This window comes from Alcanivorax sp. IL3, assembly GCF_047495465.1.
Taxonomy (GTDB): domain Bacteria; phylum Pseudomonadota; class Gammaproteobacteria; order Pseudomonadales; family Alcanivoracaceae; genus Alcanivorax; species Alcanivorax jadensis.
In genome coordinates this window covers 1104508-1115225 of sequence record NZ_CP179931.1, presented here as the reverse complement: position 1 = coordinate 1115225, position 10718 = coordinate 1104508, and the positions used below count along the sequence as shown (strand labels likewise).

The 10718-nt window shown below is 55.9% G+C and carries 15 protein-coding genes; all 15 read right to left on the bottom strand.

Annotated elements, in window-relative coordinates; translation table 11 throughout:
* The 15 genes from ACMG4M_RS05365 to ACMG4M_RS05295 all read right to left on the bottom strand — a co-directional run bounded on the left by ACMG4M_RS05365 (position 1) and on the right by ACMG4M_RS05295 (position 10702).
* Positions 1-3021 (bottom strand): host specificity factor TipJ family phage tail protein, encoded by a 3021-nt coding sequence (locus ACMG4M_RS05365; protein WP_414430859.1) that lies wholly within the window; start codon positions 3019-3021, stop codon positions 1-3.
* Entirely contained in the window at positions 3014-3337 is a 324-nt protein-coding gene (locus tag ACMG4M_RS05360; protein ID WP_414430858.1) for a hypothetical protein, read from the bottom strand. Before ACMG4M_RS05360 ends, ACMG4M_RS05365 begins: the two co-directional genes overlap by 8 nt.
* A gap of 44 nt (positions 3338-3381) precedes the next feature.
* Positions 3382-3870, bottom strand: coding sequence for a DUF1833 family protein (locus ACMG4M_RS05355; protein ID WP_414430857.1), 489 nt, complete (start codon positions 3868-3870; stop codon positions 3382-3384).
* Positions 3870-4343, bottom strand: coding sequence for a hypothetical protein (locus ACMG4M_RS05350; protein WP_414430856.1), 474 nt, complete (start codon positions 4341-4343; stop codon positions 3870-3872). The genes ACMG4M_RS05355 and ACMG4M_RS05350 overlap by 1 nt, the downstream gene beginning before the upstream one ends.
* Positions 4343-6559 carry a hypothetical protein gene (locus ACMG4M_RS05345; protein ID WP_414430855.1) on the bottom strand — a complete coding sequence of 739 codons (2217 nt, stop codon included), beginning with the start codon at positions 6557-6559 and terminating at the stop codon, positions 4343-4345. The genes ACMG4M_RS05350 and ACMG4M_RS05345 overlap by 1 nt, the downstream gene beginning before the upstream one ends.
* Positions 6560-6820, bottom strand: coding sequence for a hypothetical protein (locus ACMG4M_RS05340; RefSeq protein ID WP_414430854.1), 261 nt, complete (start codon positions 6818-6820; stop codon positions 6560-6562). It lies immediately after the preceding gene.
* Positions 6821-6849: 29 nt separating this feature from the next.
* Positions 6850-7284 (bottom strand): phage tail assembly chaperone family protein, TAC, encoded by a 435-nt coding sequence (locus tag ACMG4M_RS05335; RefSeq protein ID WP_414430853.1) that lies wholly within the window; start codon positions 7282-7284, stop codon positions 6850-6852.
* 21 nt (positions 7285-7305) lie between these two features.
* On the bottom strand, positions 7306-7818 hold the full coding sequence (locus ACMG4M_RS05330) for a phage tail tube protein (protein WP_414430852.1): 513 nt from the start codon (positions 7816-7818) through the stop codon (positions 7306-7308).
* Between the two features lie 101 nt (positions 7819-7919).
* A complete protein-coding gene (locus tag ACMG4M_RS05325; protein WP_414430851.1) occupies positions 7920-8114 on the bottom strand; it encodes a hypothetical protein in 195 nt (64 codons plus the stop codon).
* 2 nt (positions 8115-8116) lie between these two features.
* The gene (locus ACMG4M_RS05320; protein WP_414430850.1) at positions 8117-8482 is read right to left on the bottom strand and encodes a DUF3168 domain-containing protein; all 366 of its coding nucleotides are present in this window, start codon (positions 8480-8482) and stop codon (positions 8117-8119) included.
* On the bottom strand, positions 8482-8973 hold the full coding sequence (locus ACMG4M_RS05315) for an HK97-gp10 family putative phage morphogenesis protein (protein WP_414430849.1): 492 nt from the start codon (positions 8971-8973) through the stop codon (positions 8482-8484). The genes ACMG4M_RS05320 and ACMG4M_RS05315 overlap by 1 nt, the downstream gene beginning before the upstream one ends.
* Positions 8966-9316: a phage head closure protein gene (locus ACMG4M_RS05310; RefSeq protein ID WP_414430848.1), complete on the bottom strand. Its 351-nt coding sequence runs from the start codon at positions 9314-9316 to the stop codon at positions 8966-8968. Before ACMG4M_RS05310 ends, ACMG4M_RS05315 begins: the two co-directional genes overlap by 8 nt.
* On the bottom strand, positions 9316-9627 hold the full coding sequence (locus tag ACMG4M_RS05305; RefSeq protein WP_414430847.1) for a head-tail connector protein: 312 nt from the start codon (positions 9625-9627) through the stop codon (positions 9316-9318). The genes ACMG4M_RS05310 and ACMG4M_RS05305 overlap by 1 nt, the downstream gene beginning before the upstream one ends.
* Positions 9624-10223: a hypothetical protein gene (locus ACMG4M_RS05300; RefSeq protein WP_414430846.1), complete on the bottom strand. Its 600-nt coding sequence runs from the start codon at positions 10221-10223 to the stop codon at positions 9624-9626. The genes ACMG4M_RS05305 and ACMG4M_RS05300 overlap by 4 nt, the downstream gene beginning before the upstream one ends.
* A complete protein-coding gene (locus ACMG4M_RS05295; protein WP_414430845.1) occupies positions 10211-10702 on the bottom strand; it encodes a hypothetical protein in 492 nt (163 codons plus the stop codon). The genes ACMG4M_RS05300 and ACMG4M_RS05295 overlap by 13 nt, the downstream gene beginning before the upstream one ends.
* Positions 10703-10718 lie beyond the last annotated feature (16 nt).

Here is a 10718-nt window from a genome sequence, read left to right as displayed (position 1 = left end):
TCACTCTGGCGGCGCGTTGTCGTCATCTGCGTAAACCCGCTCGTCGTAATTAACGGCCCGGATGCCAACCTGCAGGCCCCCGGATGGCTCTATGGATTGGATAAGGGCAGGGAAGGTCCATTTGTCGCTGGTGCCGAAGTAGACATGCGGCGGCTCTTGTCTTTCTGTCAGGTCGGGCCAAACATCAACGGGTATATCGGCGACTATCTCCCGATTGTTGTTGCCCATTGAGGCAGAATAAGGGCCAACAAGCTCCCCGTATTCGTTACGGAATGCCACCACATGGCCTGTGCCTGACCAGTCCATATCTTCCGTAACGGTGATCCTGGCATCGTCACCGATAGCGGCAATGTTGCGCATAATGCTTGACTGGCCATAGCCTGGAATGTCATCCAGAAGCGGCACATAGCTCATGTAGCCTGCGTTCAAACCCTCAAGCTCGGTATTAAAACTGTAGTCCCAGCGCCTATATTTCTGCTGGCGCCGGTATCGCATCCCGATGCGCCACGCCTGTGTTCTGTTTGTAACGCCAGACAGCTTTAGGGTTTCTACCTTGTCCCCAAAATCCCCAGGCAATCGACACTCTACAGTCTGCTGCGCCCATGTCTGGCTGTCCGTATACTCAACATCAACGCCATCCGGCTCATCTGGGCGGACGCTAGTGAACGACCTGGAAAGGCCGTCACCGGTCATGTTTTGAGGGCTGAATGCTTGCTCAAAGGTTGTTCTTACCCCGTCTCTTATTGGCTTGATAGCTCCGTCATCCAGGGTAAGTTCTGCCATACCGGCACCTAGTGCTGTCTTCATTGCCTCGCGGAGGGTGGACTCTTGAAACACATAGTTGAATGTGTCCCCTCTTGATTTATATAAACTATCAAGTGATACCATGGCGTCATCATCGTATGGCATAGATATAGACTCTGCCATGTAACGCAAGGCCGGGATAATGTCAGCCGTCTCTACATTGCCCGCTGTCCATTCGCCACCAGACAATACGGGGATTTTCCGTTTTGCTATGACGTTGATCTGGTTCTCTGACGCCCCGGCAATTTCCTCTGCATCCTCTACCTCGACAGAAATAGTCGTCCACGGATAAGAGGATGGCGCATCAAGCTTGGCCCTCAGGCCATACCACTCCACGTCTCTGAATTTAAAAGCCGTGCTTGCAGCCCCGGCACGCCTCATGCGCACTTCAGGGCGCATAGCAGACGCAAGGTCAATGCTAAACGTGTAGCCTATTTGATCTCTGGACCTTGTTTTTACTGTCTTGACCTCGGACTCCCATGCATCGGAAGATCCCGCCTCGCGCCACTGGATTTCTATAGTCTGGCTTTCAGGGAAAGACCCGCCTTGCCCGAAAGTCTCCCAAAGCCCATTAGGGAAAAATAAATCGTATTCAATTTTTTCTGTGACTTCACCAGCAGGGCAAGCCGTAAACGGTCCCGCCCATCCGATGGCCGCATCAGTGCTGGAGATATAAATAACCACCGAGCTGCTTGTGAGGAAATCAAACCCAGGCCATGACCCGTCTACCGCCCCTGTGTCTGTCAGCCTGGATACGGTGATAGAGCTAGTGGAAGCTGAGTCAATGCTGTAATCCATGTTCTCATAGCCGATAGCCATGCGGGCCGCGTTCTCAGTGAGGCCAAATACAGGGTCGCCATCAGGGTACGATAGCGTTATTTCGCCATCAGTAACTTCTGTCTCATCGCCGGTTACAGAAACAGGCGAAGCTCCAAATATTTGCTCAAGTTCTGCCGGGGACCCAGACACATTGAGCGCCGTTCCAGGGTAAGGCGGCCCAGCGCCAAGTATTTCCACATACCCGCTGCCATTGTCTTGCGCTGTAAACGGCAGGTTTTTTTCAGCAAACTTGCCGTTAATGAAATCAATCAAACCGGCCAAGTTAGCAAAAGCCTCATCGATGGTGATATTGCCGCCGAAAAATGCAGCGTTAACCAGCTGGTCAATGCCAAAAACAGCAACGGAAGAAGCAAAATCAAGGGTGCTTGGGGCGGCACTTCCGGTGTAGCTGGAAACAGATCCGGCATCTACAACAGCGCCCGCCGTGTAGCTGTTAATCTCATACAGTCCAGCATTGTCGCCGGCTACTTCAATTTTCATGCCTACGAACGGCCCGAGCTGGTCAACAGGGCCTCTGATAATGTCGCGTGTACCGCCAGTTATTATTTCGTAGTCCTGATAGCTTTCGATCCTGACATTCAGCGTGCTATTCCATGCTGCGGGAAAAGTCCCGGCGCCATCCGGGATGGTAATATCGGTGCCATCTACGGTAAAAATGGAGGCGTCGGGAGAGTCGTCAATGCCGCTGATACGTGTCAGGGGGATGCCAGAATTGCCGGCAGACGTCGCGCCGACTTCGGTGCTGCTGTGCCACCATTCCGCATTAACGTCCGCAGAGACATCTTCGTCAGGGTCATAGACTGTGTGAGACACGCCTGGCAGGGCCGTCATTTGGCTTTCGCCAATCTTTCGGCCCGCCAGTGGCACGTTGTATTCTCCAGCTCCTACGCAAAGGAAAAAACGCTGAGACAGTTTCTTTTTGTCTGAAAAGAACCGATGTGGCGGAACCAGGTAATCAGGAAAGCGTCTAAACTCCCCGAATATCTCAGGCACTGTTCCGCCAAGGCGTGCGGTGTTTGCCTTAACCTCAGAAAGATCAACACCCCGCCCCGCTGCGCCGCCACCTGTAGCCCTATTCGGCACGTCTGGAATGATGGCGTTAATTACAGGCCGCAACGTCTCGCGCAACGTGACAGCGGCAACAAGAAGGCTAACGCCCTGCGGCTGAACCGTAATATCAACTACGTCATCAGGCTCAATATCACGGCCCCAATGTTCGCGAGGCAGGATTGCGCCGTTAACCTGGACAGCAAAGGGCGCCACGGCATGCTGGTCAAATTCATCAATGTTCGCGCAAAGCCAGCCCCGCACACTTCCTGTCCATTCGTGGACTTCTGACGGGTCTTTGTCTGTGATGCTGGCGAAAACCCTAATCATAAAATTCCACTCTCACAAAGCGCGATTCAAAGCGGCGAATACTGGAAATCGTAACGCCGGTCTTTTCGTCAGTCTCCAGAACCCACAGCCTGCCGTCCGCCTTCACGATTATGCCGACATGGATGCACAGCCGACCGCGATACGCGAAAGCAATGGCGCCATCTTTTGGCTCGCTGGGAGAAAGACCGTCCTTCACGTCAGGCGCGAGCTTTGTCATACGCCGCCGGTCAACCACACCCCCAAACTCAGGCAGGAGCTGCCCAGTCATTTCCTCGCGCACTAGCCTGGTTAGGCCCCAGCAATCAAGGCCACACATGGTGCGCCCACCAGATACATACGGCACGGCCTGGTATCTCTCTATCATAGGTACTTGAGACCAGGGGCGTTGTTGCTGTCGTAAATCTGGCGCGGCCACCGGCTATTCAGGATGTCGTAATAGCTGGCCTCTATTTGAAGCTCAATCCCGCGAAATTCACCGCCAACCATGATGAAAGGCAAAGGAGAGGATTGAGGCGCAGAAAGGTCATTGCTCAAGTATTCCCGATAGACGACAGGAACCTGCTCGCCGGAATTAAGGGCGGCGGCCACAACCTGCTGCGCCCTTCCGGTTGCATTCCAGATGCCAAAATTGAGCGACTGCTGCCCGGTGTCGTTCTTGTCGGGCAGGCTCACAACAAGGTTGCCCGGCTCGAAGGTGACTTGTTCTTCCGTTTCTAGCGTTGCCGTCACTTCATTGAAGCCGTTGCATAGCAGCACAGGGGCTTCACCAGTGACACGTATGTCCAGAGTCTGGATTAGCACTGCGTCCGTTGGCGCACTGGCGTAAACCTTGTTCAGCAGGGTCGGCATCAGCTAGGCCACTCCACATTCGCGGCAAGGTCAATAATCTCGGCCTGCAAGACAAACTCAGGAAATTCAAGCCAGGATTCCGCCAGCGTCTGCCGCTCAAGCAATTCAAGCGACCCGGTAAAACGCCAGTCGTGCGCGCCTTCCATTGCCTTGCTATAAACTTCTGTGAAGCGGCACTCATAAGAGCTTACGCCGGGGTTTGAGCGGCCATCTAGCGGCGTGCGAAGGTCAACATTGAACCAGTCCGTTCCGTTGCGAATCTTGTATCGGAACCAGGCCTCAAAAAACATCGCCTCTTGCGGCGTGAAAATCCATGATACGGTCGCAAGCTCGGGGACATTGTCGAACGTCTGCCGCTGCTTAGCACGTCCTCCGGCCATCTGCGTCCGCGCAAAAGGCTGCACCAGCTCAAGGGAATAACCCTCACGCTGACCACAAGGCAGATCTGCCGGAAAATCGATATCAGTCGCCATCAGCTACCCACCCTTCGCACATTGCTTTTCGACTGCAAAGCCCTGAAGAAGGGCCCGTCACTGTTGACATCGGCCACCATTACATCAACAACTTCTCGGCCACCCATCTGCCGCCGCTGAACCGAAGTGCCAGGCGGCGCGTTATTTACGTTGACGGTAACCCCATTCCCACCGAGCATCTTGGCGGTGTCTGCACGGCTGGTGACGTGAGCAGGGCCCCGTACAATCTCCGGGCCGATCTCACCCGCAATACCCCACTTACCAGCAGGAATGACACCACCCTCATCAAACATACCCGCAAAGGAAGCGGCCGCCACTGTCGCAACAAATGGCGCCGTAGCGGCTGTTGCCGCTGCCGCCGCGGCAGGCGCAGCAGCAGGACCGACAACGGGTATAGCAGCAGTGCTCGCAAAAGAATTAATGGCCGCCAAAGCACTTGAAGCTTGAGCTTGGCCAATCATCGCCGCCGCACCAGCTGCTGCAGTAGTCTTACCAACCAGAAGCTGCACCGCCTGATAAGCCAACCACTGAGCCGCCATCTCACCCAAAGCCCGAACAATAGAGCGGGCCATACCTTCACCCAATTGCTGGAATGCTTCACGGGCAGTTTGTGCATCGAAAATCATGCTTTCGAAGGCGCTACCGACACCCTGTGAGAAGGTGCTGATGGTGGAATCAGCCAAGTCATTCAGGCTCGTTAAGGATTCCTCTGCCGCATCCAACCAGTTTGCCCAAAAGCCCTGGTTAATCTCGGCAAGCTGATCGTTGGTTTGCTGCTCAAGCCGCGCAAGAAGCTCCCTTCTTTCAAAGGATGTCTCTTCCGTTTTTGCAAGAATCTCATCTTTTCTTTTTTCATAGCTGGAGAGGATTAACTCCTCTTCAGTCATCAGCGATTTAGCTACCTGATCCAACGCTGCTGAGTCAGCATCACGTGCGGATCGCCATTGCTTGGTATAAGCCGAGGCACTATCGATAAGCTTGTCCAGGGCCTTTTGCTGCTCTTCTAGCGCCGCCGCAGCGCCCGCTGAACCTTCGCCGCCTGCGACACTGCCGGCACCACTTAGCAAAGCATCACGCTGTTCCAGAAACCGCTTGATTTCTTCTATGCGCTCGTTGCTTCCTGAGCCACCAGATCCACCACTCCAGATACCATCAAGCAGCCGGGCGTACTCCTCCAAATCGCCCCGCAGGTCTTCGGCACCCATATCGAAGGTGCCTTTAACCTCAGAAAAACGGTCAGAAATACGCTTAGCAGCAAGAACAGGGATGACTTTTTCATACCACGCAGCATCTTCAAATGCTGTATTACCCGCTGCCGCAAGTGTCGCAATACCCTTACCAAGCAATTGAACCGCTGCAAACGCACCCACCGCTGTTGCAGCCAGGCCTTTCATTACACCCGCAAGAGTAGAGCCGACTTGCTCAGCAAGCAGACCGGTTTCAGTTACATTACTGAACTCTTCAGCGAGCGACTGCAGGACAGGCAAAGTGGCCTGCGAGACCTGGTTCTTAAAGCCCTGGCTGGATTGCTCAAGCAAATACAGCGTAGCCTCAAGCTCCTGGGCGGCCTGAAGCGTATCGTCACTAAGGATGGCCCCGGCCTTCTCAGCCTGATCACCAAAGAGCCTGAACCCTTCCGCATTGTTACGCAGCAAAGGTAGCAACTGAGTCGCATCACTGGCGATGGCCTCCATGTAGAAGGTCATCTGGCTCTGGCTGAGGTTTGCCGCCTCAAGCCCTTTTACATAAAGCTCAAGCGCCTGGGGCCCGGAAAGATCCCGGAATTGCTTTGCCGTAATACCAGCCTTAGGCGCGATATTGTCGAAGAAGTCAACAAGCGGCCCGCCGCCAGTTTCCAGAAAGTCCCCAACCTTGTCGCCAGTGTCCTTGAAGATATCGGCCAGCTTATCTTGCTCAACACCCAGGAACTTCGCACCGGCGGCATAACGCTGAAAATCCTTGTAGCCGGTATTGGACACCTGGCTTAAACGGACCACTTCATTGGATAGCTGCAGGGTATCCTGTGTCAGCAAAACCAGACTGGCGCCGGCCCCAGCCGCAAAGCCCGCAATGACGGTGCCCGCCATCTTGATTTCTTTGCGGATCTCCCCCATCCGCTTTTTCGACAGGCGAGCGGCGCTGTCCATGCCCTTTTCAAAACCGCCCACTCGAGCGATCAGATCCAGCGTCAGGACACCCAGGCTACGGCTTGCCATTTATTGCCACCTTTCCATGGCCTCATCGAGGCTCAATTCGCGTTCGTCAGGGTTTGAATAGGGCATGAAATCGGCCATTTCCGCTTGGCCACCACCCAGCCTGTTCAGCTGCATGGCGATAAGCGCTATAGGCCACTCCAGCCGGCGATGCATGGCCAGCGGACCGCGCTTGCGGGTGTAGGCCAGCCACTGCTGCACTTCCCGGTAGCTGAGCGCCTGCTTGGCCTCAGCGATGGTGCGCCCACCCACACCGGCCAGCACGAGTTCGTGCCAGAACTCGTCGGCGGGCGTTATTTCTTTACCGAGACAGCGTCCCCAATGGCCTTCAGGAAGGCACCCGCCAGTGACGGCTTCAGCTGATAGGCATCTTCATAGCTGAGCTGTTCTTCGCCCTTTTTACCCAAGCGGATGGATTCAGAAATCATCAAGGCCTGAGCACTGCGATCGGGATCGTCAGGGTCCACCGGCTGGGAGCGAATGCGATCCACATCACCGAAGCACAATTGCTTCACCCACGCCTTGAAGCTACGCACTTCACCTTTGTAGGTGGGCTCCCACTTGGGGTTGTCCACAGAGACAGGGTTACCGTCACCATCCAGCTGTTTAATGGTCGGCAGGTTTCCCTTGGCATCGACGACCTTAATGCGGTCATCCCATTCGATGTCACACAGCACGGGCTCGACAGGCACAATGCCGCCGAGCGATTGCAGCTCTTTCAGGTCCATAATGGTTCCTTAGGGGTTTGTTCAGGCCGCCTTACGGCGCCATCCATCACCCGGAAGGCTCCGGGTTCGTTGAATTGAAACCTGAGTCGCAACCAGGGAATTGCCCTGGAATTCGAAGGGGAAGTCAGCCACATAGCCGCGGAATACATACCAGGTACGATCATTTGGCAGCTGAAGCTCACCGCTGCTATCCAGCGTCGGCAGCGAGTTAGGCTCACCCTGACTATCCAGAGGGCCATCGGACCAGCCAATAACCCAGATCACGCTGGGCTGCGGGTCTTCTTCGTAAAGCTGGTGCATACGGACATGGCTGTCGTACTGGGGGTCCGCATTGAGCGTAAGGGTGCCTTGGCCCGGCGTTCTCATTCCAGGCTTGTAGCTGCGCTCGCGGTGCTTCAGGCAGTTATCTTCGATCTGATCGGCAGGAGCGCTCCCCGGGTTAATCGCCGTGGCACACTGCACCTCCATGATGCTCGGGGAGCTGCCAGCCGTGTCAACGAAAAACACCTGACTGCCTTGAGTCAAAATACTCATGATGATCTCTCCATCGTTGGGATTGGCCCCGCTTCACAGCGGTGCTTTTGCAGAAATAGTGCGCCACAGCCCCTCGCCTCACGGCGATGGACTGCAGCGGCTTAGCGAACTGAAGGAATAGATGCGTCTACATTCACTGAAGCTACGAACTTGGGTCTAGCATCACCAAACACCGATGCGTCGTGATTTATCACAACAACATCAAGAATGACCGAAGGACCGACACGCGCCTTGTAATCATCAATCAGGCTCTGGATTGCATTCTTCAGCTGATCGGTTTCTTCATAAATATCCACGCTCAAACCCTCCGGACAATAAAGGACACGTCGAAACTGACCCGCCACCGCTTGGTGTCTGGGTCCATGCCCTGACCGCCCCAGCGGGTGATGTAGGCAAAGGGCTCCAGGGCATTGCGAATGGCTTTACCCACGGCCAGGCTGTCATCCTCATCGGCGGCGTAGATATCCATCTGGATATCAAAGTTATCGGCATCGGGCCGGTCTTTCAGATAGTTTTCCGGGCTACCGGTGATCAGCTGCCAAGCCGCATAAGGCCCAGTGACGTCCTGCGGTGCCTGCCCGAATGGATACACGCGAACGGGCGAGCCCAGCAATGCCACCACAGCAGCATTACCATTGAGAATGGGGAAGACTGGCGGATACATTAGGCAACCGTTCCTTTTTTCAGGGCACGCTTGATGGCACGGTCAATGCCCTTTTCGTATTCACGGATGAAGGTATCCGTGGCCGGGTTGATGTTGTTTTCCAGCGCCGGCCGCATGAAAGGTTCCGCCGCCATTTTCTCTGTGCCGAATTCTTTAAAGCGCCAATGCGGCGTAGGCCCTGAGGCCCCCTCATCCGGGTTACCCTTCTTCTCTACTTTTGACCCATGGCGGACACCCACGCGAAACGCCAGATCACCTGTGCGCTTGAAACGCTTACCGTTCCACTGAACTGCCACGTTCTCAGCAATTGAGCGACCAGTAGCCGCGTCATCAATCCGTTCGGCGTTGGCTTTGGCGGCATCGCGCACCACATTGGCAGCCTTACGCAATGCGGCTCTGCCGGTTTTGCGCTTCGTTTCCTGCTTGATGGCATCCAGTTTGCCCAGCAGGGAATCAAGGCCAGTGAGGCTGAATTGAATGTCATCAGCCATCGTTCACGCCCTCTTTGCAGGTGGTGCGCCATTCCTGCCGGCCAGTGCGATCAGCGGCCAGGCCATCGATGTTATAAACGCGGCCATCCCAGAGAATGCGCATTTTCTGGGTCAGCCCCGGGAACCAGCGAAAATTGATGCGGGCATCGGTTTCCGCTTGCACAGCCCCGGCGGCCTGTCGCTCACTGCCGGGGCCGGTAAGCACTTCCGCAGGCACCTGATTCATCGGCTTGCCCGCTACCAACAGGGTCTGCCAACTGGTTTTCACGCCGCCGGTTTCAGGGTTGCGGATTTCCACCGTTTCCTGAATTTCAATGCGATGGCGCAGGCGATAGGCGAGCATTAGACCCCCAGCCCACAGCGGTAAGGCATCAGCTTTACTTCGGCCACATGCCGCAGCTGCTCCGCATCATCCGGGCCGGCTTGGTAGGCCGCTTGCAGCAAGACCAGCACACCCAGCCGCACACTGGCTGGCATGACAGGCTCACTGCTGCTACTGGAGCTGTCGCAATCGCAAAGTTCGCCAAAATCATCCCGGTTCATGAATTGCAGGGCTTCATCATGGGCGGCATCCAGCAGCATCTGGAGCTTGCTGTCATCCGCATCGTGGATGACATCCAGATAGTCTTTGGCCTCCTCGAGCGTGATGGTCATAACGGCAATACCCATGATTGTTTGGCTGCCCAGGGGCGCGGGTTACCGTGGAAGCACACCACTCTTGCCCCGTGGGGAATCTGTTTCTGGCAGTGGACCTTGTAGGAGACCACGGCACCCGGCAGCGCCTGCTGCCAGGTTTGCGCCTGGAGTACGTCCTGCAGGAAACCCTGGTCACCCCAGCGCTCTCTGGTCTGGCACCGCTCGCGATGGCCATCTGGATCTGCCATCCAGGCATCCCAGACGTGGCCCTTATCTTCCTCTCGGATGTACATGAGGCCGGAGGCCAGCAAGCCCGGCTTGTAGAAGTCCTCCAGCAGGGTGGTCTCCCCTACCCCCTCCAAGGGCGTGAGATCGCCGATAACTAGGGTATCCAGATCCAGATAGAGCAGATCGCCCGGGATGGCCCTGGAAAAAAGGTTCATCTTGCTCCACCAGCCAGGCCAGGCGTTTTGCATCTGAACCACAGGCACGCCGGGCACTGCCATATCAGTCAGGCAAACCAGCCCCGGCACCTGCCGAGCCAGCCACTGGACATGGCGAGGCGTGAAATCACCGCCCGACTTGAGCACACAGACGCGGGTTACTTTGTCCATAGCGTTGGGTCTACCCAGTTCAGGGCCGCCTCAGCGGAATATTCAATACCCAGGGCATCCAGCGCCGGCTGAAGGCCAGAGAAGTTCCCTTGGGCGAATTCATCAGGCCGAACGCTATGGGCGCCAGGGATCTTCCCCATGAGCTCCCACGCACGCTCGGTGTGCCTGTCGCTTAAATCAAACCCTGCACGCTCGCGGCTTGCGCGTATGGCAGCCATGTCGCGGTAGCAGCAAACCACCACAGGGTTAAATATCTCAAATACTGGCCACCATTCAGGCCCAGCCTTTACGGCCCAATTTGAGGGTGCCCCATGGCCCTCAAGCCAGCCACGCCAACCGACTTGCAGGGCCAGCAATGAAGCACCATGCCAATCCAGCTTCAGAAAGCTGGATTCAAAGAACCCTTTCGGGTTAATTGTGCTGGCCTCCACGCAGGGGCCAAACCACAAACCGTGAGCCGCAAACAATCCTGCCGTCATGCTGGTGCCAGAGCGG

Bases quoted from the DNA above. Each gene is read 5' to 3' on its own strand.
- ACMG4M_RS05365 (WP_414430859.1), bottom strand. From the start codon at position 3,021: ATGATTAGGGTTTTCGCCAGCATCACAGACAAAGACCCGTCAGAAGTC.
- ACMG4M_RS05360 (WP_414430858.1), bottom strand. From the start codon at position 3,337: ATGTGTGGCCTTGATTGCTGGGGCCTAACCAGGCTAGTGCGCGAGGAA.
- ACMG4M_RS05355 (WP_414430857.1), bottom strand. From the start codon at position 3,870: ATGCCGACCCTGCTGAACAAGGTTTACGCCAGTGCGCCAACGGACGCA.
- ACMG4M_RS05350 (WP_414430856.1), bottom strand. From the start codon at position 4,343: ATGGCGACTGATATCGATTTTCCGGCAGATCTGCCTTGTGGTCAGCGT.
- ACMG4M_RS05345 (WP_414430855.1), bottom strand. From the start codon at position 6,559: ATGGCAAGCCGTAGCCTGGGTGTCCTGACGCTGGATCTGATCGCTCGA.
- ACMG4M_RS05335 (WP_414430853.1), bottom strand. From the start codon at position 7,284: ATGGACCTGAAAGAGCTGCAATCGCTCGGCGGCATTGTGCCTGTCGAG.
- ACMG4M_RS05330 (WP_414430852.1), bottom strand. From the start codon at position 7,818: ATGAGTATTTTGACTCAAGGCAGTCAGGTGTTTTTCGTTGACACGGCT.
- ACMG4M_RS05320 (WP_414430850.1), bottom strand. From the start codon at position 8,482: ATGTATCCGCCAGTCTTCCCCATTCTCAATGGTAATGCTGCTGTGGTG.
- ACMG4M_RS05315 (WP_414430849.1), bottom strand. From the start codon at position 8,973: ATGGCTGATGACATTCAATTCAGCCTCACTGGCCTTGATTCCCTGCTG.
- ACMG4M_RS05310 (WP_414430848.1), bottom strand. From the start codon at position 9,316: ATGCTCGCCTATCGCCTGCGCCATCGCATTGAAATTCAGGAAACGGTG.
- ACMG4M_RS05305 (WP_414430847.1), bottom strand. From the start codon at position 9,627: ATGACCATCACGCTCGAGGAGGCCAAAGACTATCTGGATGTCATCCAC.
- ACMG4M_RS05300 (WP_414430846.1), bottom strand. From the start codon at position 10,223: ATGGACAAAGTAACCCGCGTCTGTGTGCTCAAGTCGGGCGGTGATTTC.
- ACMG4M_RS05295 (WP_414430845.1), bottom strand. From the start codon at position 10,702: ATGACGGCAGGATTGTTTGCGGCTCACGGTTTGTGGTTTGGCCCCTGC.